This is a genomic window from Saccharopolyspora elongata (assembly GCF_004348985.1).
Classification (GTDB): domain Bacteria; phylum Actinomycetota; class Actinomycetes; order Mycobacteriales; family Pseudonocardiaceae; genus Saccharopolyspora; species Saccharopolyspora elongata.
This window is the reverse complement of the sequence record NZ_SMKW01000006.1, coordinates 59,948-83,113: the sequence shown is the minus strand read 5'-3', so window position 1 is coordinate 83,113 and position 23,166 is coordinate 59,948. Positions and strand designations below refer to the sequence as shown.

Below are 23,166 nucleotides of genomic sequence, written 5' to 3'. Positions count from 1 at the left end.
GGCTGTTGTCATGGTTTGGACTTCACCTGAGCGGCCCACGGAGGATTCATGACGACCGCACGAGGCTTCGGACTCACCCTGCTGGCCGGCGCCGCACTGCTGTCGGCCTGCACGGCGCCTCCGACCGCCGAACCACCCGCGCCGCAGGCCGAGTCGTCGGCGGCGAGCGTGGTCTCGGCGGACTTCGAGGTCATCGGCGGCCAGGTGCGCGGCCCGTCGGAACGACTCCAGGCGCCGCTCGGCGGCCTGGTCCGGCTCACCGTCCGAAGCGACGAAGCGGACGAACTGCACGTGCACGGGTACGACAAGTCCGCGCAGCTCCGCCCCGGCGAGCCGGCGACCGTCGAGTTCCGCGCGGACATCCCCGGCGTGTTCGAGATCGAGCTGCACCACTCCGGCTCGGCGCTGCCCAGCCTGGTGGTGCGGTGAACTTCCTGGCACACGGGCTCGGCGGCCGCACCGACCTGCCGCTCAACGGCGTCGCGGCGATCATCGGCGGCGGCATCGCGGTGGCGATCTCGTTCGCCGCGCTGGCGAAGCTCTGGTCGCGGCCGTGGCTGAACCCCGACGCCGGGCGGCCGCTGCCGTTCCTGCGTTTCGTCGACTCGCCCGGACTTCGTTGGGCGGCAAGGGTTCTGACGCTCACGCTGGCCGTTCTCGTGGTGGCGGTGGCCTTCTTCGGGCCGCCGGAGACGGAGCGGAACCTCGCGCCCTGGGCGCTGTACGTGACGTTCTGGGTCGGCCTGGTGCCGCTCAGCGCGCTGTTCGGTCCGGTGTGGCGGGTCGTCAACCCGCTGCGGACGCTGCATTCGTCCCTGTCCGTCGTGAGCGGCAATGGTCGTCATGGCGACCATTACCCCTCACGACTGGGGTACTGGCCGGCCGCGGTGTGGCTGGGCGCCTTCGTGTGGCTGGAACTGGTCCTGCCGGCGCGATCCGATCCGCGCGTGGTCGGCGGCGTGATCGTCGGCTACGCGGTGGTGAACCTCGTCGCAGCGCGGGTTTTCGGGTCGGGCTGGTTCGCGCGCGGCGACGGCTCCGAGGTGTACGCGACGCTGATCGCGCGGCTGTGCCCCATCGGCCGTCGCAGCGATGGCGCGCTGATCCTGCGCAATCCCCTGGCCGGGCTGGTGCGCACCGACGACGAGCCGGGCATGGCGGCGGTGGCGTGCGTGCTCATCGGCGCCACCGGGTTCGACGGCCTGACCAGGACGACCTTCTGGCAGTCCGGCGGCGTCCTCGGCGACACGCTCGGCCTGCTCGGCTCGATCGCCGCCGTCTCGGCGCTCTACGCGATCGCGATGCGGCTCAGCGCCCTGGTCTCGCCCGCGCGCGGGCTCCCCGGGCTGTTCGCGCCGACGCTGCTGCCGATCGCGCTCGGCTACGCCATCGCGCACTACTTCTCGTTCTTCCTGCTGGAAGGGCAGACGACGCTGATCCTGGCCGGCGATCCGTTCGGGACCGGACTGGATCTGTTCGGCATCCGCGACCACGCCATCGACTACCGACTGGTGTCGCCGGAGCTGGTGGCGATGGTGCAGATCAACGCGATCGTGCTCGGCCACATCGCCGGCACCGCCGCGGCCCACGACCAGGCCCTCCGCCTGTTCCCGCCGAAGCAGGCCCGCCGCGGCCAGCTCCCGGTGGTGATCGCGATGGTCCTGCTCACCTGCACCGGCCTGCTGCTCCTCCTGTCCGGCTGACGTTCCACTGTGGATTTCCGATCGATCCGCACGAGCGAGGAACCGGAGACGAACACGATCGCGGCGTGCCCCGGTGGAGATCTCTCGCAGCAGCCGCAACGGTGCTGTTGCTCGCAGCAAGAAGGTCGTCGACGTCGAGATCTACGGGTGAACCGAATGGTCCACTGTGGCCGATCGCCGCGTTCCGCCGCAATTTCAATGGAAATTGCGGGTCCGATTTCCATTGAAATTGCACGAACGGAAGCCGGTTTCCGCGACGTGGAATGGCGGCGGACGGACCGCGACTCAGGACGCGATCGCGGCGAGGCCGGCGAGCAGGGGTTTCAGGCCTAGGTCGAACTGCTCGTCCAGACCGTGGTTCCGGGTTTCCCGCGCCGCCGCCACCACGTGCGGGAACTCGGCCTCCGACAGGGCCGCCATCGGCGAGTCCCCTGCCGAGTCCGCCTTGTCGACCAGGTCGAGCTGGGCGAATCCGATGGCATAGCTGAAGACCAGGCGCGCGCCTCCGACCATCGCCGCCCCGCGCAGGCCCGCGTCGTGCAACGCGGTCATGACGGCGTCCGGCAGGCGCAGCGCCACCGGGTCGCTGTACTCCCGCAGCGCCAGCAGCGGAGTTGCGTTGGGATGCCGGAAGACCAGCGCGCGGATGCCGTGCGCCAGCGCCGCGATCCGCTCCCGCCAGGGCAGCGCCGCGTCCGGCAGTTCGACCGCGGCGAGCAGGCGCTCGATGACCAGGCGTTCCAGCTCCGAGCGGTCCGCCACGTGGTGGTACAGGCTCATCTTGCCGACGCCGAGGTGCTCGGCGACCGCTCGCATGGACAGCCCGTCGTGACCCGACTCGTCGAGCACCTCCAGCGCACCCGCCACGACCGCGTCGCGGGTCAGCTTCGGCGGACGCCCGCGCCGCCTGGGGACATCCGGCGTGGTCACGAGCCCAACCTAACGCACCTCCTCGACCGGGCCGACACCAGCTGCTAGATTTTTCGTCTAGCCGACGAAAAATAGGAGGGTGCATGCGCACCAAGTACGGACTGGTCCTGTTCACCGACTCGTTCAGGAGCGGCGCGAGCGGCCGCGAGGTCTTCGAGTGGTCGCTGGAATACGTCCGCGAGGCCGAACGGCATGGCTGGCACGAGGCCTGGACGACCGAGCACCACTTCAACTCCCGGGCCCAGAACCCATCGGCCCTGGCGATGGCGGCCTTCCTGCTGGGCCGCACGAACCTCGGCGTCGGCACCGCGGTCTGCGTCCTGCCCAACCACCACCCGCTCGCCCTCGCCGAGCAGGCCGCCGTGCTCCAGCACCTCTCCGGCGACCGGTTCACGCTCGGCGTCGGGCGCGGACAACCGCTGGTGGACCTGGAGATATTCGGCACCGGACTGGCGGGCTTCCGCGACATCGACGAATCCGTGGCCCTGCTCGACGAGGCGTTGCGACAGGGACGCGCGAAGGGCGGCGGCGAGCGGTACCGCTTCGACGAGGTGCGGATCGTGCCGGCGCCGGAAACGTCCCGCGCGCCGTTCGTGCTGGCGTCGTCATCGCCGGAATCCGCGCGATCGGCCGCGCGCCGCGGGCTTCCGGTGCTGCTCAGCCCGTTCATCGACGTGGCGGCGAAGCGCGCGGTGCTGGACGCGCATGCCGCGGCGGCGGCCGAATCCGGTCACCGGCTGGACCCGCTGGACAACATCGACTCGGCGTACTTCGCCATCGCCGACGAAACCCCGACCGCGAGGCGGCTGCTGACGAACGGGATCGCCGAGCTGAACCTGCAGACCTCCCACGAGGCCGTGCCGCTGGTCGAGCGTCCGGCGCCGACGGCCGCGCAGGCGTTCGACGAGGCCGCCGCGCTGGCCGACTGCCACATCGCGGGCGACGTGGCGGAATGCCGCAGGCAGCTGGCCGACCGCGTCGCGACCCTCGGCGTCGGGCGCGTCCTCCTGATGCCCGAAGGCGCCGGGTCCCGCGAAGCGGCGCTGCGCACGATCCGCGAAGCGGAGAAGGTCTTCGCGGACTAGGGAGTCGTTTCGGAAAGCTCCGGGAATGCTCGGCCGAGGGCGATTTCGCGTGAAATCGCCACCCCGCCCTCACGAGGGACGCCGATTTCGCGCGAAATCAACGCATGCGCCAGGTCGTCACGGCGCCACGCGGGCATTCTGAAACGACCTCTAGGACGCGGCTTTCAGGCGGAGCCGGGGCCTAGCCGGTCGGCGGGCGGGATGGTGCGGAGGAGGTCCTTCTCCGACGCCGTGACGTGGATCGTCGCCCAGGACAGGGCAAGCGCCGCGTCGCCGGCTTCGAGCGCCTCGTAGATCGCCTGGTGCTGGGACATGATCCGCTCGCGCGCGTCGGCGATGTTCAGGGCGTTCCAGGTCCGGGCCCGCAGGGCGCGCGCCGCCAGGCCGTTGACCACCGAGGTCAGCGTCCGGTTGCCGGTGGCCGCCATGATGCAGGCGTGGAACTCGGCGTCGTGCGTGATGAGCTCCTCGATCGTCTCCGATCGGCGCATCGCGTCGAGGTGTCCGCGCAGCCGCGCCAGCTGCTCCGGCGTGATCCGTTCCGCGGCGAGCGCCGTCGCCTGCGGCTCCAGCAGGCGGCGGAGCTCGAAGATCTCCGGCAGCGTGTCGTCCTGCATGAGCTCGACCGCGTGGGCGATGCCCTCCAGCAGCCGGTGCGGCTCCAGGCTCGTCACGTACGTGCCGTCGCCGCGCCGGACGTCGAGCACCTGCGCGTGCACCAGCGCCGTCACGGCCTCCCGCATCGAGCTGCGGGAGAGCCCGAGCTGCGCGGCGAGGTCCGGTTCGCGCGGCAACCGGACGCCGGGGCGCAGCTCGCCGTCGGCGATGAGCTGGCGGATCTTCTCGATCGCGTCGTTGCTCCGCCCCATCCCGCGCCCTCCACATCAGTCGGCCCGCGCTGCTCGTGAGCGTTTTGATCCGCTATGGCGATCCAAAGTACTCACGAGTCACCGCAGCCGATACATCAGATGTTCCGGTCCGTCAACGTTGATCGTTCGATCGGGGAATTACGGTGAAATCGGTTGTTCGACAGGGTATTGGCCGGTCAGCGGTCGCGGAAACATGCTCGGCGTATTGCTCGAAACATCAGATGTGTCCTAGAGTCGCGGACGTCCCGAGCACCGTCGAATCCCTTCGACCAGCACCGATTTCGCCCGCAACGCCGGGGCGGCGCCGGCCCGGCACGACCCCCTCCGAACGCCGGCAAGCCGCGGTCGGCGATCGAGTTCGAAGGAGCATGATGGCAACGCTGCGTGAAACCCTGGAGGCCGGTCGCCCGACGGTCGGCGGCTGGTGCTCGATCCCCAGCCCGTTCGCCGCCGAGCTGATGGGCCGCTGCGAATACGACTGGGTCTGCATCGACACCCAGCACGGGCTCGTCGGCTACGACCAGATGGTCCTCATGCTGCAGGCGCTCGCGATCACCGGGACGCCGACCTTCGTGCGAGTGCCCTGGAACCAGCCGGACCAGATCATGAAGGCCCTCGACGCCGGCGCGCACGGCATCATCGTGCCGATGGTCAACAACGCCGAGGAGGCCCGCCGCGCGGTCGAGGCGGCGAAGTACCCGCCGATGGGTTCGCGCAGCTGGGGCCCGATCCGGGCGGCGTTCGAGCTCGACGACTACACGCCGGAGGCCGGCAACCGGCGCACCGTGCTCGCCGCGATGATCGAGACCCCCGAAGGCGTGCGGAACGCGGACGAGATCCTGTCCACGCCGGGCATCGACGCGGCCTACATCGGCCCGTCCGATCTCGCCCTCGGCCACGGGATGGCGCCCGTCCTGGCGGTCCGCGAGGCCGAGCACGAGCAGCTCGTCCGCTCCATTTTGGACAGTTGCCGCCGAAACGGCGTGCTGGCGGGCATCCATTGTGACAGCGCCCAAACCGTGCAACGCTGGCATGACCTGGGCTTCGACCTGGCGTCGCTGAGCTCCGACGCGGTCCTGCTCCGCGAGGCGGCCACCGCGGCGGTCCGCCAGGTGACGGGACGAGCGGGACGAGCCGCAGGCGCCGGGTACGCCTGAAAACGGCCGCGAGTCTTGTGCAGCGCGAGGCGTCGCACCAGACTCACTGGTCGGTTCCCGATTCTGATCCTGTTGACTGCGAGGCACCATTGAGCATTCTCGGCACCCGGGTCGAGCGCCGCGAGGACCCGCGCCTACTCACCGCCGGCGGCACCTACGTGGACGACCTGCGAGATCCCGCACTCGCCGGGGCACTGCACGTCACCTTCGTGCGCAGCCCGCTGGCGCACGCCAAGATCACCGAGATCGACACCTCGGCGGCCCGCGAGCTGCCCGGCGTGGCCGGCGTGTTCACCGGCGCGGACGTCGACCTCCCGCCGTTCGTTTCGCAGATGGGCGTCAGCGGCCCCCCACCTGCTGCGATGGAACGACCGCACCTGGCCCGCGACACGGTCCGCTACGTCGGCGAGCCGGTGGCCGTGGTGCTCACCGAGACCCGCGCGCAGGGCGAGGACGCCGCCGAACTCGTCTCCATCGACTACGACCCGCTGGACCCGGTGGTCGACGTCGCCGACGCGTTGCGCGACGAAGTCCTGCTGTTCCCGGAGGCGGGCACCAACATCACCGGCACCAGCGGCGAGCTGGACGACTCGCTGTTCGACGGCTGCGAGGTCGTCGTCACCAAGCAGATCGAGAACCAGCGCCTCGCCGCCGCACCGCTGGAGGTGCGCACCGCCGCCTGCGCCTGGGACGGCGACAAGGTCACCCTGTGGCTGTCCAACCAGAACGCGCAGAGCTGCCGCGACGAGCTGATGGCGAACCTGGGGCTGCCGCAGGATCGGATCCGGGTGATCACGCCCGACGTCGGCGGCGGCTTCGGCGCCAAGATCGGCGTCGAGCAGGAGGCCGCGCTGCTGGCGTTCCTGGCCAAGCGCGCCGGCCGCCCGGTGAAGTGGGTGGAGAGCCGCAGCGAGAACCTGGTCGCGATGACCCACGGCCGCGCGCAGCGGCAGGTGGTGACCATCGGCGGCCGCCGCGACGGCACCGTGCTGGCCTACCGGCTGGAGATCGTCCAGGACGTCGGCGCCTACCCGCGGATGGGCGCGTTCCTGCCGCTGTTCACCCGGTTCATGGTCAGCGGCGTCTACGACATCCCGAAGGTCGACTCCGTCGCCCGCTGCGTCGTCACCAACACCACGCCGATCGGCGCCTACCGGGGTGCGGGGCGGCCGGAGGCGACCGCCGCCGTGGAGCGCGCGATGGACCTCTTCGCGGCCGAGACCGGCGTCGACCCGGCGGAGGTGCGCCGCCGCAACCTGGTGCGCCCCGAGCAGTTCCCGTTCGACACGCCGGGCGGCATGACCTACGACACCGGCGAGTACATCAAGGGCCTGGACGCGGTCCTGGAAGCCGCCGACTACCAGGCGCTGCGCGAGGAGCAGGCCAAGCGGCGCGCCGAGGGCGCCGCGCTCCAGCTGGGCATCGGGCTGGCCAGCTACGTGGAGATCACCGCGCCGAACAACACCGAGGGCGAGACCGGGCACGTCGAGATCCGCCCGGACGGCAGCGTTCTGGTGCTCACCGGCAGCTCCCCGCACGGGCAGGGCCACTGGACCTCCTACGCGATGCTGGTGTCCGACCAGCTGGGCATCGATCTGGACAAGATCGAGGTCGTGCACGGCGACACCGACCTGATCCCGAAGGGCGTGGGAACCATGGGTTCCCGCTCGCTGCAGCTGGGCGGGTCCGCGGTGCACCGGGCCGCGGTGGACGTCAAGGAGAAGGCCCGCAAGCTGGCCGCGGAGCTGATCGAGATCGACGAGGCCGACCTCGAACTCGCCGACGGCACGTGGCAGGTGCGCGGCACGCCGAGCGTCGCGCTGTCCTGGGCGGAGCTGGCCCAGCGCGCCGACGAGGGGCTGGCCGCCGACGTGCACTTCACCGAGGACCGGCCGACCTTCCCGTTCGGATCGCACCTGGCGGTCGTCGAAGTCGACACCGAAACCGGCAAGGTGAACTATCTTCGGCACGTGACCGTTGACGACGCGGGCGTGATCATCAACCCGATCCTCACCGAGGGCCAGCGGCACGGCGGCATCGCGCAGGGCGCCGCCCAAGCCCTGCTGGAGGAGGTCTCCTACGACGCCGACGGAAACCCGCAGAACGCCAACCTCGCCGACTACGCCTTCATCACGGCGGCCGAGCTGCCCAGCTTCGAGCTGCTGACGATGGAAACCCCGACCACGCTCAACCCGTTGGGCGTCAAGGGGATCGGCGAGGCGGGCACCATCGGCGCCACCCCGGCGGTCCAGAACGCAGTGGTCGACGCAGTGGCCCACCTCGGGGTCAAGCACATCGACATGCCCACCACCCCCGAACGGGTGTGGAAGGCCATCAACGAGGCATAGACAGCCCGCGGAGTTGGTTCGGGTGAGTGGATCACGCTGACCCGACAAGTGCTTAGGAGTTCGTTTCGTGCAAGTTTCGATCAACGTCAACGGCGAGCAGCGCAGCCACGAGGTCGAGGACCGCACGCTGCTCGTTCAGTACCTGCGGGAAGACTGCGGCCTGACGGGCACCAACATCGGCTGCGACACCACGTCGTGCGGGGCCTGCACGGTGCTGCTCGACGGCGAGTCGGTGAAGTCCTGCACCGTGCTCGCGGCCCAGGCCGAAGGCCACGACGTCACCACCATCGAGGGCCTCGCCGACGGCGAGGAGCTGCACCCGATGCAGCGCGCCTTCCAGCAGAAGCACGGGCTGCAGTGCGGTTTCTGCACGCCGGGCATGGTGATGGCCTCGGTGTCGCTGGTCGAGGAGAACCCGAACCCGACCGAAGCCGACGTGCGGTCCGGCCTGGAGGGCAACCTCTGCCGGTGCACCGGCTACCACAACATCGTCGAAGCCGTGCTGACCGCGGCCAAGGAGAAGTCGGGGGCCGCGGAATGATCCCTGCCGCGTTCACCTACAAGAAGGCCAATACCGTCGAGGAGGCGCTGAGCCTGCTCGCCGAGCACGGCGACGACGCGAAGCTGCTCGCCGGCGGGCACTCGCTGCTGCCGCTGATGAAGCTGCGGCTGGCGGTGCCGGAGGTGCTGATCGACCTCGGCGGCCTGCGCGACCTGTCCTACATCCGCGAAGAGGGTTCGGAGATCCGGATCGGGGCGCTGACCCGGCACCACGACCTGGAGAACTCCGAGCTGCTGGCCCGCGAGGTGCCGCTGCTGGCGCACGCCGCGGGCACCATCGGCGACCCGCAGGTCCGCCACCGCGGCACCATCGGCGGCTCGCTGGTGCACGGCGACCCGGCCTCCGACCTGCCCGCGGTGGCGCTCGCGCTGGACGCGGTGCTGGTCGCGCAGGGCCCGTCGGGCACCCGGGAGATCCCGGCGACGGAGTTCTTCACCGACTTCTTCGAGACCGCGCTCGGCGAGGACGAGCTGCTGGTGGAGATCCGGGTGGCGAAGAACCCCGCGCAGGGCTGGGACTTCCAGAAGTTCACCAAGCGGGCGATCGACTGGGCGGTGGTCGGCGTAGCCGTCGCCGGCCAGCGCGTAGCGCTGGTGAACATGGGCCCGACGCCGATGCGGGCGCACGGCGTGGAGGCGGCCCTGGCGAGCGGAGCGAGCGCCGCCGAGGCCGCGGAGCGGGCGGCGGAGGACACGTCGCCGCCGGACCAGGCCAGCGCCAGCGCCGACTACCGGCGGCACCTGGCGAAGGTGCTGGTGCGCCGGGCGCTGGAAGCCGCCGCGGCACGCGGCGCGTAGCGGTTCTGCCGAGGGCGCCCTTGACCTAGCGGTCGAGGGCGCCTTCGTCTTCCAGCAGAGTCCACTGTGGACTCATTGCCTGTCACGACACGCCTCGGCGCGTCGGCTCCCGACACGCCGAGGTGGCCCGATTTTAGGCAAAATCGGGATCCTCCTCCGCTCCGGCGCGGCGTGACCCGCGTTCACCTGGGCCGTTCCGGCGGGTGTGGGTTCGAGTCGGCTGGAGGTTCTAGCCGCGGATGGTGGCGGCGAGTTCTTCCGCCAGCTCCGGCGTTGCCGCCGCCACCCCGGACCAGCGGCGCCGGAGGTCCGGGTCGACCTCCAGCGGTCTGCCGTGGACGTCCAGGACCGCGCCGCCCGCTCCGGGCAGCGCCACCATCGCCGCGACGAGGTCCACGATGCGGTGGGTGTCGGAGCCCGCGTCGGCGAAGGCGTCCGTCGAACCCTCCGCCACCAGCATCGTCTCCAGGCACGTCGTGGACAGGATCCGCACGCGCGCCGCCCGCTTCGCCACCCGCCACCACGAGTCCGCGCTGCGCTCGTGCGGGCGCAGCAGGCTGACCGCCGCGCCGTCGAGCGAACGCCGGCCGCTGGTGCGGAACTCCGGCGACTGCCCGGCGACCGCGTGCCAGCACCGCCCGGTGTCCAGCCAGCAGGTCAGCGCCTCCACCGGCGTCCCGTCGAGCACGATCGCGCCCGAGAACGCCGACAGCGGCACCCCGGCGGCGGCGTTGGCCGTGCCGTCCACCGGGTCGGCCACCAGCGTCACCGCCGATCCGTTGTCGACGAACCCGACCTCCTCGCTGAGCATGTTGATCCGGTGCGCGTCGACGACCTCCGCGATCGCGGCCTCCACCAGCAGGTCCAGCCGCATCGACGCGGTGCCGTCCGCGCCGATCGAGGACGTCTCGGCGAGCTGCGCCCGGTCGTAGCGGGCCCGGGCGTCGCGGAACGCCGCCGACGCGGCCTTGGCCGCCTCGGCCAGCACCGCGTGCGCGGCGGACGGGATCTGCGGGTCCGGCACCGGCCATCCGATCACGCCGCACCTCCCGACAGCACGGACCGCACCAGCGGCCACTTCGGCCCCGGCTCCACCAGCGCCAGGTCCGCGCGCAGTCCGGGTTCCAGCCGCCCCCGGTCGGCGATCCCGGCGACCGCCGCGGGCCCGGCGGTCACCAGGGCGATCGCCGCGGGCAACCCGAGCTCGCCGGCCAGCCCGAACACCGCGGCCAGCAGCCCCGACGGCAGGTAATCCGAGGCCAGCGCCGTGACCAGGCCGCGCGAGGCGAGCTCCCGGGCCGACACGTTCCCGTTGTGCGAGTGCCCGCGGAGGACGTTCGGCGCGCCCGCCACGACCGGCAGGCCGTGCTCGCGGGCCGCGACGGCCGCCGCCATCGTGGTCGGGAACTCCGCCACCGCGCCGCCCCTGGTGCACAGCGCGGAGATCTCCTCGGCCGACTCGGGGTCGTGGCCGAGCAGCCGAATCCGCCCGGACCGCGCGAGGTCGCCCAGCCAGGCCAGGTTCTCGTCCCGCACATCAAGCAGCTCGCCGCGCTCGGCGATCATCTCCGTGACGTGCTGCTCGGCCTCCTCCGGCGTCATCCCGTCCGCGCCGACGAGGTAGCGCTCCATCTGCCGCCGGTCGGCGTACTGCCCGATGCCCGGCGTGTGGTCCTCGTGCGAGACCAGCGCGCCATCGTCCACAGTGTCCAGTTGCGCCCGCAGGGCGGTGGCGCCTTCGGCGGAGCGCACGTCCAGCCGGTACAGCACCCGGTGGTCCACCGGCCCCGCTCCCCTGGCGCGCACCGTCTCGCACAACTCGCTCGCGCCGCCGATCGAGCGCTGCGTCCCGCGCGAGGTCTTGTGCTGGAACGCCGCGCCGTGGAACACCGTCGTGACGGCGGCAGCCGTGAGCTTGCCCTCCATGGACAGCAGGGCGAAATCCCACGGCAGCACCGCCGACGGGCGCGGCATGCGCTCCCGCTCCAGCGCGTCGCTGTGCACGTCGATCAGGCCCGGGATGCACAGCAGGCCGCCGCCGTCGACGTCGCAGGACGATCCCGCCGGGTGGTCCTCGATCGCCTCGATGCGCCCGGCGCGCACCACGATCCGGCTGTCGTCGGTGACCCGGTCCGGCAGCACGGCGCGCACGTGCCCCAGCACGTAGTCCTTCGGCGCCGCCGCCAACGGCCAACTGACCTCCTCGACCGCGCTGCTCATGACTGGTCCGCCTCTCCGCGATTCACAGTTCCGCCTCTCCGCGCTTCACAGTTGTGGTTACGTCCCAGGTCAAACTCGAGTTTCGCGGTTTCCTATGGCTGGTTCGCGTCACGGTCCCCTGGGGTGCGGTTGAGGAGGGCTGCGGTTGACACCGGGCTACTCATGCGGCGAGCACCTCCTCGGCCGTGCCGGAGCGGACGATCCGGCCGTCGGCCATCTCCACCACCCGCGTCGCCAGCCGCCGGATCGCGTCGAGGTCGTGGAAGACCGCCAGCACCGCCACGCCCTGGCCGGTCAGCGAAGCGATCAGCTCCAGCGCACGCTCCCGGTTCGCCGGGTCGAGCGCCGAAACCGGCTCGTCCAGCAGCAGCAGTCGCGGCGGCCGCACGGTTCCGGCCGCGAGGTTGACCCGCTGCCGCTCTCCGCCGGAGAGGACCCCGCAGTCGACGTCCCACAGCACCTCGTCCAGCGCCAGCCGACGCAGCGACTCCGCCGCCGCGTCGCGCGCCTCCGCCCGGTCCAGCCCGCGGCGCCGGGCCGCGGCCGCGACGACCTCCAGTGGCCCGGTGCGCGGCGGGGTGGCGAGGAACTGCGAGACGTAGCCGAGCTGCCTGCCGCGCAGCCGGGCGAGCGCGCGATCCGGTAGCGCGGTCAGCTCCACCGACCCGTCACCGGTGTGCAGGACGACCGAGCCGGAATCCGGCAGGTAGCTGCGCTGCGTGCAGCGCAACAGGCTGGACTTGCCTGCACCGCTGGGCCCGGCGATCGCGACGTGCTCACCGGCGGAGACGTCGAGGTCGACGCCGCGCAGCGAGACGACCGTCCGGCCGTCCACGGTGTGCAGGGTGAACGTCTTGTGCAGGCCGCGAACGGTCAGCACGGGCTTGGCGTCCATTGTGGACCTCACCTCCGGGCGGCGGCGACGAGCCGCTGGGTGTAGGGGTGGTGCGGGTCGGCGAACAGCTGGTCGGTCAGGCCCCGCTCGACGACGCGCCCGAGCTGCATGACCAGGCTGCGATCGGTCAGCGCCTCGATCACCGCGAAGTCGTGGCTGACCACCACGGCCGCGATGTCGCGCTCGCTGAGCAGCCCGCGCAGCAGGTCGAGCACGCCCGCCGCGACCGACGCGTCGAGCCCGGTGGTCGGCTCGTCGAGCAGCAGCACCGGCGGCTCGGTGGCCAGCGCCTTCGCGATCTGGACGCGCTGGCGCATCCCGCCGGAGAAGGTGCTCACCGGGTCGTCCATGCGGGACAGCGGCACCTCGACGCGGTCGAGCAGCTCGGCCGCGCGCTTGCGGATCGCGTGGTAGCCGCGCCACCCGGCGGCGGTCAGCCGCTCCGCGACGTTGCCGCCGGCGGTCACTCGCAGGTCCAGCCCGGCGGCCGGGTCCTGGTAGACGACGGCCATGGTGTCCACCCGGAGCCGCCTGCGCCGCGCGGAATCCAGCCGAAGCAGGTCCGTCCGACCATCGTCCACACTGGATAGATAGACGCCGCCGCCGGTGGCGGGCTCGTCGCCGATCACGCAGCGCAGGGCCGTCGACTTGCCGGAGCCCGACTCGCCGATGATGCCGAGCGCCTCACCGGGCGCGACGTCGAACGACACGTCCCAGGCCGCCACCACGGCGCCGGTCTCCGGGCTGACCGCGGTCCCGTGCTCGGGACCGGTGCCCGCGACGGCGCCCGCGCCGCCCGGCCCGTACACCTTGCCGATGCCGTCGACGCGCAGCGTCCACTCCGGACCTTCCACCGGGCGCGGCGCCTCGACGACCTCGACCGGCCGCTGTGCCACCTCCGGCAGCATGTCCACCGGCAGCCGGTGCCCCGCCACGTCGGCGTCCCCGGCCTCCACCCGCGAGCACCAGTCCGAGTCGCTGCACACGTAGGTGCCCTCGCCGCCCTCGACCAGGAAGCTGGTCGTCGAGCCGCAGTACTTGCAGCTGGCGCCCGGCACCTGCTCGACCTCGAACGGGATGTCGTCGAAGGTCAGCGGCACCACGTCGGTGTGCGGCGGGATCGCGTAGATCCGCTTCTCCCGGCCCGCGCCGTAGAGGTTCAGGTGCTCGCACTGGTGCAGCTTCGGCACGTCCCAGCGCGGCACCGGGCTGGTCGCCAGCACGTAGCGGCCGTCCACCAGCACCGGGTAGCCGGTCGACTTGGTGATCACCCCGTTGCGGACCATGTCCTCGTACAGGCTGACCCACATCGCCGAGTAGTCGTTCTCGGCGTGCATCCGGGCGCATTCGACGACCGACTTCTGCACGCCGCGCAGCGGCTCCGGCACCGGCACCTGGTACACCAGGACGTGCTGCCGGCCCAGCCGCTCCTCCGGAATCCGGTGCCGCGACTGGATGACCGTCGCCCGACGGGTGTCGGTGCTGGCGTCGCAGCCGGTGGTGCCCGCGATCATGCGCCGCAGGTTGACGGCGTTGACGCCGCCGTCGTCGCCCTGGTCGATCACCTTCACGACGTCCTGCTCGCCGATCACGGCCAGCGTCACCTGCAGCCCGCCGGACCCCCAGCCGCGGGCCACCGGCATCTCCCGGGAGCCGAACGGCACCTGGTAGCCGGGCACGCACACCGCGACCAGCGCGGCCCGCCGGATCTCCCGCTTCGCTCCCTCGTCGAGGATCCCCGCGCTGTCGTCGGTGTCCGACAGCAGATCCCGCACGGCCGTGGTCATCGGCACTCCTCCCCGAACGGCTCCGGCACGCGCGGCTCGGTCGAGTTCCGCGCCGTCCGCCGGGCGAGCTTGCGGTCCACCATGGACCGGAACGTCACGTAGTGCGGCAGCTTGAGGTGCTCCAGGAAGCCGCCGGAATCCAGCCCGTCGGTGGTGAGCAGCAGCAGCTGTTCCAGCGGGCTGTCCGGCGCGGCGCGGCGCCAGGCGATGTCCAGGTTGGCCATCGCGATCGCCTTGCGCTCGTTGTGCCCGAAGCAGAGCCCGTAGCCGACGTCGAACCGGGTGCGGTCCTCGTCGGCGCCGTCGAGGTCCTCGATGCCCTCCGCCTCGGTCACCCGGATCTGCCCGATCTCCACCGGTTTCCCGGTGTGCGGGTGCACGACCCGCAGCGGCACGCGGCCGTGCCGGGTGTCGCCGAGGGTGATCTCGTGGACGTCGCCGTCGGGCCCGAGGATCGACCGGTACCAGAGCCCGACCAGCGCACCGGTCTCCGCGCGGGCCATGCTGGAGAGCACCGCCGAGCGCGGCGCCGGCGGGCGGGCGGCCCGCCGGGTGATGTCGAACGGCTCGGGGTCCTCGGCCGGCTCGCCGTGCTCGACGACCAGGTCCAGGTCGCGGAGCAGCTGGTAGAACCGGCGCGGCTGCCGCTGCTCCGGCGTGCGCTCGGCCGGTCGCTCCTGCTCCGCCTCGTGGCGATTTCGCGCGAAATCGTCGCTCTCCACGCCTGCGGGACGGTGATTTCGCGCGAAATCGTCGCCCTGCTCTCCGGCCGGGCGCTCCAAGAGGCGGCCGGTGTAGTCGGTGGTGCGGCCCAGCAGCTGCGGGCCGTCCGGGGTGCGGTGGGCCGGGACGATGCGGCGCAGCACCACCATCTCGTCCGGGTCGACGGGCTCGGTGACCGCCAGCCTCGGCAGCGTCGACCGGTGCGCCCGCACGAGGTGCGCGGCCTCCAGCACGTCGCCCTCGGCCTGCCGGAACGCGTCGGCGGCGGTCGGCGGGTCGTACAGGCCCGCCTCGCCCATGATCCGGTCGACGGCCAGGCGGAACCGCAGCACGATCTGCTCGGTGCTCGCCCACTCCGCCGGGGCGTGGTCCCGCGACCGGCGCACCAGCCGCTCGGCGGCGAGGATGGCGTTCATCCCGCCGCGGACTCCGGAATATCCCATCAGGCACCTTCCTCGACTCGGGTGGAGCGCGGCAGCCCGACCAGCTCCCCGCCGGGGGCGACCAGCAGCAGGTCGAAACCGGCCGGGAAGGAGATCAGGTCCCGCCGCTGCGCGACGAAGTCGGCGGGCAGGCCGGCGACGCGCAGCTCGCGGCGGCCCGGCACGCCCGGCCCGGCCAGCCGCAGCGGCCGACCGCGGCCGAAACCTTCCACGGCAAGGGAAATCAGCGCGGCGTCTTCGGGCGCGGCAGCGCTTCCGACGCGGAATCCGGCCAGGTCGTCGAGCGGCCTGAGCAGCGCCGCCAGGCGCGCGGTGGGGCGGTCGACGATCGGCGCGGAGGTCTGGGTGCGGACGACGTCGGCGCAGTCATCGACGTGCACGGGGGTGTCCAGGTCGGCCAGCGCCAGCACCGGCAACAACGCCTCCGGAACCCGGGGATCCGCAATTTCCATTGAAATCGAAGGTCCAATTTCAATGGAAATTGCGGGAAACCGGAGCACCTCGCCCGGGCGGGACAGGGCGTCCAGCACGGCGCGGAAGACCAGTTGCGCCTGCTTGGGCGACAAGGAAGCGGTCGCAGTCATCACAATTCCTCGAACTCGACGATCGTCGGGGCCAGTTCGGCCCACTCGGTGTCCTCGGCCAGCCGCTGCCGCTCCGCGACCCGCGCGCAGAGCTGTTCGACCTCGGCCCGCGCCCGGCCGGATTCCACGGCGGCGTCGAGGATCGCCGCGGCCAGCGCGGCGGCCCGGTCGTCGCCGAGCCGCATCGCCCAGCCACGTGCACCGTCCAGCTCCACCTCGGCGCGGCAGGCGAGCACGTCGCCGAGCAGGAACCGGTCCCGCACGATCGGCTCCCGCACCTGCACCGACACGCAGCCGACCTCCGGCGGCACCAGCACCTTCGGCGGCGGCGCCGCCTCCAGGCAGGCATCGGCCAGCTCGATCACCTCGGCCGGTTCGGCCGCGGCGAGCAGCGCGGCACGCTGTTCCCTGTTCACTCGTCCTCCGGTTGGTACGGCCCGTCCATCTCGACGACGATCCGGGCGGAATCTGGGCGCGACCAGGAGCGGCTGAACAGCACCGGAAGTCCGGTGCCCGAGTCCCGGCTGACGCTCTCCACCAGCCACACCGGGCGGCCGGACTCGATCTCCAGGCCCGCGACGACCTCGGGCTCCGGCAGCGCGTTGCTGACCCGGCACCAGGAACGCACCGGCCGGACCCTGCCCATCTGGCGCAGGATCGAGTCGACCGATTCGACGCTGTGCACCGCGATCTCGACGTCGGGCAGCACGTCGGCCGGGATCCACTCGTTCGACCAGCCGTGCAGCAGGTCGTCCACGTAGTACTGGCGGATCAGCAGGCTGGCCGGGCTGCCGGCCGGCCGCTCCAGCAGCCCGGCCTCGGCCGCGGGCAGCGGAGCGCGCCGCACGTCGCGCACGACCGAGCGCGGCTCGGCACCCGCCTCGCGCACCGTCTGGTGCCAGGACGGGGCCCGCCGCTGGGAAATCACGTAGTCGATGCGCCGGTTCACGAAGGTGCCGGCGCCCCGCACCCGGCGAACCAGCAGCCGCTGCTCCAGCTCCTGCATGGCGGCGCGGGCCGCCGCCCGCCCCACCTCGAACCGGGCGGCGATCTCGTGCTCGCCGGCGATCCGGCTGCCGGCCGGCAGCTGCGCGAGCTCGGCGGCGAGGGTGTCGGCTATCTCCACGTACCGGCTTCTGACCACGCCCGGGAGCCTGCGCGCCCAGCTTGTCCGGACAACTTCGCCGAACCCAACGCGCAGAATCACGAAGGTGAACACCCCGGACACTTGTCACGTATTCGAAGCGGTGGGGACCGCAGTTTCAATTGAAACTGCGGTCCCCACCGGACATTCGCGTGTCAGCTGCCTTCGGTGCACTGCTTGTCGCGGGTGATGCCGCAGACGTCGCGGACGCTGTTGAACGTCGCGTCGTCGGCCGGGACGAAGCCCCAGTAGCCGCCGACCTCGCAGTCGTCCGCCGTGCAGAAGCCGTTCGCCTTGAGGTAGTCGGCGTTGGCCTTGGTCCCGAACGCCTCCACGACCTTGCTCTTCAGGGCCGGGTCGAGGTCGTCGGCGATCGCGGCCGGCGAGCCCGGGATCAGCTCCGAGCGCCACACCACCCGCAGGTCACCGGTCTTGATGCCGCCCTTCTCCGGCAGCAGCTTGTCGACCATCGCGTCGTAGGCGAACCCGGCGTCGCACTGGCCGCTGGCCACGCCCAGCGCCGACGCGTCGTGCCCGCCGGCCAACACCGGCTTGACGTCGCGTTCGGCGTCGATGCCGGCCTTCTGCAGCGCCGCCTTCGGGTAGAGGTAGCCGGAGGTCGAGTTGGGGTCGACGAAGCAGACCTGCTTGCCCCGGAAGTCCTCGATGCGCTGGACCGGCGAATCGGGCTTGACCACTCCGTAGGCCCGGTAGCCGGGCGCCCCGCCCTTGGTCTCCACCTGGGCGCCGAGCGGGCTGATCCGCACCCCGCTGTTCTTCGCGACCACGTACGACAGCGGCCCGTACATCGCGATGTCGATCTTGCCGGTGCGCTGGCCCTCGATGACCGCCGCGTAGTCGGTGGCCTTCTCCACGCGGATCTTCTTGCCGGTCTCCTTCGCAAGCATGTCGATCAGCGGCCGGAACTCCTGCTCCAGGCTGGTGGAGTCCTCCGTCGGGATCGAGGCGAACACCAGCTCGTCCGGGTTGCGCGCGCCGCCCTGCTCGGTGGCCGCACTCGGGCCGCAGGCGGTCAGGCCCAGCGGCAGCGCCGCGCAGGCGAGGACGGTGAGCAACCGCCGGGAGGTCTTGAACATGGCAGGTCCTTCCATCGCTGAGGTGCGCGGTCAGCGTGCGGAAACCAGGTGGAGTGGTGACCGGCTCCCGGTTACACCGAACCGAACGGCTGCGGACGGTCCGGCGCATCTGACCTGACAACTCGCGTAGCTTCGAGACCGTGATCGAGATCGACTCCGCCTTCGTCACCGCTGCCCGCGCCACCTACGCCCGCCTCCGCGAGGAGGGGCCCGTGCACCGCGCGACCGCCCCGGACGGCACATCGATCTGGCTGGTCACCCGCTACGCGGACGTGCGCGCGGCGTTGGCCGATGCGCGGCTGTCGCTGGACAAGAAGCACTCCGGCGGCGGCTACCGCGGCTTCTCGCTGCCGCCCGCGCTGGACGCGAACTTGCTCAACATGGATGCGCCGGAGCACACGAGGCTGCGCCGCATCATCGGCAAGGCGTTCGCCCCGCGCCGGATCGAGCCGCTGCGCCCGCGGGTCCGGCAGATCGCCGACGAGCTGCTGGACGCCCTGGCCGGGCAGCGCGAAGCGGACCTGATGCCGGCCTACTGCGCGCCGCTGCCGATCACGGTGATCTGCGAGCTGCTCGGCGTGGACGCCGCCGACCGGCCGGACTTCCGCTCGTGGACCGACGGCATGCTCGCACCCGAGACGCCCGACCAGGCCCGGGATTCACTCAAGGCGCTGTACGGCTACCTGCTCGAACTGATCGCGGCGAAGCGCGCGAATCCCGGCGCGGACTTCCTCAGCAGCCTGATCGAGCTCCGCGACGAGGAGGACCGGCTCAGCGAGGAGGAGCTGACGTCGGCGGCGTTCCTCGTGCTGTTCGCCGGCTACGAGAACACGGTGAACCTGCTGGGCAACGGGCTCGCCGCGCTGCTGACGCGACCGTCGGCGCTCGCCGAAGCCCGCAGCGGAGTCACATCGGCCACTGTGGACGAATTGCTGCGGTTCGATCCCCCGCCGCAGCTGGCGATCCGCCGGTTCCCGGTCACCGACGTCGAGATCGGCGGCGTGACCATCCCGGCCGGGGAGACGGTGCTGCTCTCGCTGGTGTCGGCGCACCACGACCCGGACCGCTACGCCGACCCGGAGCGCCTGGACCTCGACCGCGCCGACAACCCGCACCTGGCGTTCGGCCACGGGCCGCACTTCTGCCTCGGGGCGTCGCTGGCGCGGATGGAGGGGGAGATCGGCTTCGGCGCGCTGCTGAGCCGGTTCCCGGACCTAGCGCTGGCGGTGCCGGAGGAGGAGCTGCAGTGGCGGAACTCCTTCCGCAACCGCGGCCTCCGCACCCTCCCGGTCACCCTGCGCTGACGACTGCCGCCTGACCGAGGGCATCCAATTCCAGAGCTCGTTTCAGAATGGTCCGCCCGGCTCATCCGAAGGCATCCGGCGCCCCACGCCGGGGCGATTTCGCGCGAAATCGCCAACCCTCCCCCACGCGAGGCGTCGATTTCGCGCGAAATCGACGCCCTGCGTTCCAGGCGGCCACGTCCCACGTGCCCGCACGCCGGTCTGAAACGGGCCCTCGGACAAACCGGAAAATCCCGTTCGGACGTGCCGCGCCGGGCCGGGGTGGGTAGTCCGATGCTCGGAGACCCGCCGGTCGGCGAACCGGCGGATACCGTGGGAAGGGTCATGCGAGCTCGTTCCGCATCGCGCAGGATCCGGATCGGCACGTCCGGTTGGGTGTACGGCCCCTGGCACGGTCCGTTCTACCCGCGCGATCTGCGCCGCGGCGCCGAACTGGAGTACCTCTCGAGCCGACTCGGCTCGGCGGAGATCAACGCGTCGTTCTACTCCCTGCAACGCCCGCACACCTACCGCCGCTGGGCGGAGCAGACCCCGGACGACTTCCTGTTCGCGGTCAAGGGAAGCCGCTACATCACCCACATGAAAAGGCTCCACGACGCCGAAACGCCGCTGGCGAACTTCTTCGCCTCCGGCATCCTCGCCCTCGGCTCGAAGCTCGGGCCGCTGCTCTGGCAGCTCCCGCCGTCGCTGGGCGTCGACGTCGAACGCCTGACGGCGTTCTTCCGCCTCCTCCCCCGGAGCACCGCCGCGGCCGCTGCGCTGGCCGCTCGGCACGACGATCGGCTCGCGGGCCGCTCGCTCACCGAGACCGACGCGGATCGGCCGCTGCGCCACGCGCTGGAGGTCCGCCATCCCGGCTTCGCCTCCGCCGAGGCGGTCGAGCTGCTCCGCAGCCACGACATCGGCCTGGTGGTGGCGGACGCGGCGGGGGCCTGGCCGCACCTGGAGGACGTCACGAGCGACTTCGTCTACCTCCGCTTCCACGGCGCCGAGGAGCTGTACGCCAGCGGCTACAGCGCCAAGGACCTGGACCACTGGGCGAAGTTGATCAGGTCGTGGCACGAGGGCAAATGCCCCAAGACCAAGCACACGGTCGCCGCCCCGGCCCCAACGACCAAGGGCCGAGACGTCTACGCGTACTTCGACAACGACGTGAAGGCCCACGCACCCCACGACGCGATAGCCCTCGCCGAGCGCTGCGCCGGCTGTTGAACGGTTGGCTCGGGCATCGTCCGGCGGTGGAGCGCGGCGGCATGGCACCCGATCCCCTATGAAGCGACGCTTCTGCAATTCCGGGGGCGTGCGTGCTTCGTGTCGCGATAGCGGCTGTTCGGCATCTTATTCTCCGCGCCGTTTTCGCGCGAAAACGGCGTTCCCCACGCCTGCCGGATGACGGTTTCGCGCGAAAACGGCGCCCCACCCGCCCTGCCGCACCCGCACTCCGGCAGATCTCGGACAGGCTCCGTAGCAGACAAGAGTTCGCACGGCCCCTGGCCTGGCGAAATCCGGCCCGCAGCCTCGGGATCGTGAGTGCTTTGGATCGCTATCACGATCCAAAGCACTCACGACCCAGCCGCGCCCGCAGCCCGTCAGGGTGCTTCGGGGCCCAGGAGTTCCGGGCGGGCGTCGAAGGTGCTTCGGACCAGTTCCGCCAGTTCGTCGTGGCCGTGCGCCGCCAGGACCTCCGCCACCCGGCGGCCGAGCGCCGCGCGCTCTTCCCCTGTCGCCAGGCCTTCGATCGCGGCCAGCACGTGCTGCGATGCGCCCGGCCTGCTGCCCTGGACCTCGAATTCCTCCAGCCGGAACGAGCGCATCGTGTGCTGGTCGCCCGGCATCGCGGTAATCCACTGTGGAGGGTGGAGGTCCGGGTCCGGGATCCGGGTGTCGTGCGCGGCGGCGGTGAGCCTCCGCAGGTTGGCGATCTGGCGGACCGCTTCGTCGACGTTGCCGTCTTCCCTCGCCAACCACCAGACGAGCGCGCTGCCGGGATTCTTCAGCACGTCTTCGGCCAGGTAGGCGCGCTTTTCGCGCTCGTGGTTCCGCGCGCGTTCCCAGAGCTCTTCCTGCTTGCGCGCCTCGGCGAGGCGATGCAGCCGGTCCGCGTCGGAGCCGGGCAGTTCGAGCCGCACGTCGCCGGCCCAGGCCGCCACGCGCCCGGACGGATCGGAGCGTTCCACGCCGAGCGCGGCGTTCAGCCGGTACTGCGCGAGCTCGCCCTCGTCCGGCGGCACTTCCGCCACGAAGTGGGCGGCCTGTTCCAGGACCAGGTCGATGGCCAGCCCTCCGGGGTCGGCGTGCGGCAGCCCCGGCGCGTCCGGCTTCGAGTACCAGAACACCTTGCCGGAGAACAAGAACTTGTAGTCCGGGTGCGCGCTTCGCATCGGCAGGCCCGATAACGACCGTTCGGCCGCTTGCGGCCGCTCCCGCGGTTCGGCGGCTTCGACGACCGGCGGCTCCGCCGCGAGCTTCCGGTCCTGCCAGCGCCGGTACCGCCAGAAGATCACCCACGGAGCGACGCACGTCGCGGCGACCAGCGCCAGCCACAGCCACGCCGGCCAGCCGAAACGCAATCCGAGCACGATCCAGAGCGCCGCCGCGATCACCGACACCGCCTTGACGACACCACGCTGCTCACGATTCATCCGGCGTCCTCCACGCACTGGGCTGCACCCCACAATTCAGTACCGGGCTTCCGGCGCGGCGGAACCGTTCAAGCGGTTTTCCGCTCGAACAGAGCAGACCCGGCGCCCGGATCGTGGCGGGCTCAGAAGCGCAAGAACACCGCGGTGGCGTCGTCGTGGGGTTTTCCCCTTCGCCTGCGGCTTTCCGCCTGGGTTTCCGCCGCTTCCGCGGCTCGCACCCGGCGCAGCAGTTCGGCCGGGCCGGCGTGCTCCACGAAGTCCAGCAGGTCGGTCCAGTCGCCGAGGCCGAAGCGGTCCACGTAGCGGGACGCGCCGTCGGTGAGCAGCACCGCCCGGCGCACGTCGGGCGCCGGGAGCACGCCGTGCACGGCTTCGTACGCCGCTTCGGGTTTCGTGCCGGCGACCCAGAATCCGCCCGGTCGGTTCCGCAGGTCGCGGACCGCTTCGAGCGTTTAGCTGGGCAGGTGGTCGATCCGGTCGTCGATGATCGGCCGGGGTTCGCCCGCCACGTCGAGCACGATCGGGCTGTCGGCGAGCACGAGGTACTCCAGGTCGTCGCCGCGCAGCCGCAGCAGCGCCGCGGTCGCCGAGGGACTCGACGGGTTTCGCAGGTCGCAGGTGTCCGCGTGCGCTGCGCAGGTCGCGCGGATCGCCTCGGCGAGGAGGTCGGCGGCTGTCCCGTCCGACGCCGCTAGCCGCTGCGCCAGCTCGCCGCCGAGCCGGCGTACCAGCCAGGGCACGTCGTGCACGCAACCACTGTCCACTCCGGACAGAGCAGTCGCGCCGTCGAGGACGAACGCCCAATCGGGCCCGGTGGCCAGGTAGTCCTCGTTCGACCGGCCGGGCGTGGCGATCGTCGCCTGCGCCGCCCGCACG

Annotated in this window: 23 protein-coding genes; 9 read left to right on the top strand and 14 right to left on the bottom strand. The window is 71.6% G+C overall.

The window, feature by feature from the left end:
* Positions 1-48: 48 nt before the first annotated feature.
* Together E1288_RS07030 and E1288_RS07025 are read left to right on the top strand one after the other, a co-directional pair.
* Complete coding sequence (locus tag E1288_RS07030; RefSeq protein ID WP_132482427.1) at positions 49-429, top strand: cupredoxin domain-containing protein; 381 nt, start codon at positions 49-51, stop codon at positions 427-429.
* Complete coding sequence (locus E1288_RS07025; RefSeq protein ID WP_132482424.1) at positions 426-1,703, top strand: hypothetical protein; 1,278 nt, start codon at positions 426-428, stop codon at positions 1,701-1,703. The genes E1288_RS07030 and E1288_RS07025 overlap by 4 nt, the downstream gene beginning before the upstream one ends.
* A gap of 285 nt (positions 1,704-1,988) precedes the next feature.
* Here E1288_RS07025 and E1288_RS07020 read toward each other — a convergent pair whose 3' ends face one another.
* A complete protein-coding gene (locus E1288_RS07020) occupies positions 1,989-2,633 on the bottom strand; it encodes a TetR/AcrR family transcriptional regulator (RefSeq protein WP_132482421.1) in 645 nt (214 codons plus the stop codon).
* 83 nt (positions 2,634-2,716) lie between these two features.
* Between E1288_RS07020 and E1288_RS07015 the strand changes: the two genes are divergently transcribed.
* Positions 2,717-3,718: an LLM class flavin-dependent oxidoreductase gene (locus E1288_RS07015; RefSeq protein ID WP_132482419.1), complete on the top strand. Its 1,002-nt coding sequence runs from the start codon at positions 2,717-2,719 to the stop codon at positions 3,716-3,718.
* A 164-nt stretch (positions 3,719-3,882) separates the two neighbouring features.
* Here E1288_RS07015 and E1288_RS07010 read toward each other — a convergent pair whose 3' ends face one another.
* Positions 3,883-4,587, bottom strand: a complete 705-nt coding sequence (locus E1288_RS07010) for a FadR/GntR family transcriptional regulator (protein WP_132482417.1) — start codon at positions 4,585-4,587, stop codon at positions 3,883-3,885.
* Positions 4,588-4,958: 371 nt separating this feature from the next.
* Between E1288_RS07010 and E1288_RS07005 the strand changes: the two genes are divergently transcribed.
* The 4 genes from E1288_RS07005 (at position 4,959) to E1288_RS06990 (ending at position 9,451) form a co-directional block, all read left to right on the top strand.
* Complete coding sequence (locus E1288_RS07005; protein WP_132482415.1) at positions 4,959-5,744, top strand: HpcH/HpaI aldolase family protein; 786 nt, start codon at positions 4,959-4,961, stop codon at positions 5,742-5,744.
* Between the two features lie 89 nt (positions 5,745-5,833).
* Positions 5,834-8,092: a xanthine dehydrogenase family protein molybdopterin-binding subunit gene (locus tag E1288_RS07000; RefSeq protein WP_132482413.1), complete on the top strand. Its 2,259-nt coding sequence runs from the start codon at positions 5,834-5,836 to the stop codon at positions 8,090-8,092.
* Positions 8,093-8,159: 67 nt separating this feature from the next.
* Positions 8,160-8,633 (top strand): (2Fe-2S)-binding protein, encoded by a 474-nt coding sequence (locus E1288_RS06995; protein WP_132482411.1) that lies wholly within the window; start codon positions 8,160-8,162, stop codon positions 8,631-8,633.
* Complete coding sequence (locus tag E1288_RS06990; protein WP_132482409.1) at positions 8,630-9,451, top strand: FAD binding domain-containing protein; 822 nt, start codon at positions 8,630-8,632, stop codon at positions 9,449-9,451. The genes E1288_RS06995 and E1288_RS06990 overlap by 4 nt, the downstream gene beginning before the upstream one ends.
* Positions 9,452-9,680: 229 nt before the next feature.
* On the opposite strand, the gene E1288_RS06985 is transcribed toward E1288_RS06990, so the two are convergent.
* The 9 genes from E1288_RS06985 to E1288_RS06945 all read right to left on the bottom strand — a co-directional run bounded on the left by E1288_RS06985 (position 9,681) and on the right by E1288_RS06945 (position 18,344).
* Positions 9,681-10,490 carry an inositol monophosphatase family protein gene (locus E1288_RS06985; RefSeq protein WP_235883391.1) on the bottom strand — a complete coding sequence of 270 codons (810 nt, stop codon included), beginning with the start codon at positions 10,488-10,490 and terminating at the stop codon, positions 9,681-9,683.
* On the bottom strand, positions 10,487-11,671 hold the full coding sequence (locus E1288_RS06980; protein ID WP_132482405.1) for an alpha-D-ribose 1-methylphosphonate 5-triphosphate diphosphatase: 1,185 nt from the start codon (positions 11,669-11,671) through the stop codon (positions 10,487-10,489). The genes E1288_RS06985 and E1288_RS06980 overlap by 4 nt, the downstream gene beginning before the upstream one ends.
* A gap of 160 nt (positions 11,672-11,831) precedes the next feature.
* The gene (locus tag E1288_RS06975; protein WP_132482403.1) at positions 11,832-12,566 is read right to left on the bottom strand and encodes an ATP-binding cassette domain-containing protein; all 735 of its coding nucleotides are present in this window, start codon (positions 12,564-12,566) and stop codon (positions 11,832-11,834) included.
* A gap of 8 nt (positions 12,567-12,574) precedes the next feature.
* Complete coding sequence (locus tag E1288_RS06970) at positions 12,575-14,353, bottom strand: alpha-D-ribose 1-methylphosphonate 5-phosphate C-P-lyase PhnJ (protein ID WP_132482401.1); 1,779 nt, start codon at positions 14,351-14,353, stop codon at positions 12,575-12,577.
* The gene (locus E1288_RS06965; RefSeq protein WP_132482399.1) at positions 14,350-15,519 is read right to left on the bottom strand and encodes a carbon-phosphorus lyase complex subunit PhnI; all 1,170 of its coding nucleotides are present in this window, start codon (positions 15,517-15,519) and stop codon (positions 14,350-14,352) included. The genes E1288_RS06970 and E1288_RS06965 overlap by 4 nt, the downstream gene beginning before the upstream one ends.
* Complete coding sequence (gene phnH / locus E1288_RS06960) at positions 15,519-16,103, bottom strand: phosphonate C-P lyase system protein PhnH (protein WP_132482397.1); 585 nt, start codon at positions 16,101-16,103, stop codon at positions 15,519-15,521. Before phnH ends, E1288_RS06965 begins: the two co-directional genes overlap by 1 nt.
* Complete coding sequence (locus E1288_RS06955; protein ID WP_132482395.1) at positions 16,103-16,519, bottom strand: phosphonate C-P lyase system protein PhnG; 417 nt, start codon at positions 16,517-16,519, stop codon at positions 16,103-16,105. The genes phnH and E1288_RS06955 overlap by 1 nt, the downstream gene beginning before the upstream one ends.
* Positions 16,516-17,247, bottom strand: a complete 732-nt coding sequence (locus tag E1288_RS06950) for a GntR family transcriptional regulator (RefSeq protein WP_235883390.1) — start codon at positions 17,245-17,247, stop codon at positions 16,516-16,518. The genes E1288_RS06955 and E1288_RS06950 overlap by 4 nt, the downstream gene beginning before the upstream one ends.
* A gap of 155 nt (positions 17,248-17,402) precedes the next feature.
* Positions 17,403-18,344, bottom strand: coding sequence for a phosphate/phosphite/phosphonate ABC transporter substrate-binding protein (locus E1288_RS06945; protein WP_132482391.1), 942 nt, complete (start codon positions 18,342-18,344; stop codon positions 17,403-17,405).
* A 140-nt stretch (positions 18,345-18,484) separates the two neighbouring features.
* On the opposite strand from E1288_RS06945, the gene E1288_RS06940 reads away from it, so the two are divergent.
* Together E1288_RS06940 and E1288_RS06935 are read left to right on the top strand one after the other, a co-directional pair.
* On the top strand, positions 18,485-19,648 hold the full coding sequence (locus E1288_RS06940; RefSeq protein ID WP_132482389.1) for a cytochrome P450 family protein: 1,164 nt from the start codon (positions 18,485-18,487) through the stop codon (positions 19,646-19,648).
* Between the two features lie 324 nt (positions 19,649-19,972).
* The gene (locus tag E1288_RS06935; protein WP_132482387.1) at positions 19,973-20,860 is read left to right on the top strand and encodes a DUF72 domain-containing protein; all 888 of its coding nucleotides are present in this window, start codon (positions 19,973-19,975) and stop codon (positions 20,858-20,860) included.
* Between the two features lie 377 nt (positions 20,861-21,237).
* On the opposite strand, the gene E1288_RS06930 is transcribed toward E1288_RS06935, so the two are convergent.
* The 3 genes from E1288_RS06930 to E1288_RS48645 form a co-directional block, all read right to left on the bottom strand.
* Complete coding sequence (locus E1288_RS06930; RefSeq protein ID WP_132482385.1) at positions 21,238-22,290, bottom strand: hypothetical protein; 1,053 nt, start codon at positions 22,288-22,290, stop codon at positions 21,238-21,240.
* Between the two features lie 122 nt (positions 22,291-22,412).
* Complete coding sequence (locus tag E1288_RS48650) at positions 22,413-22,658, bottom strand: hypothetical protein (RefSeq protein WP_235883389.1); 246 nt, start codon at positions 22,656-22,658, stop codon at positions 22,413-22,415.
* A gap of 84 nt (positions 22,659-22,742) precedes the next feature.
* Entirely contained in the window at positions 22,743-23,165 is a 423-nt protein-coding gene (locus E1288_RS48645) for a protein phosphatase 2C domain-containing protein (RefSeq protein WP_235883388.1), read from the bottom strand.
* Position 23,166: the final 1 nt, after the last annotated feature.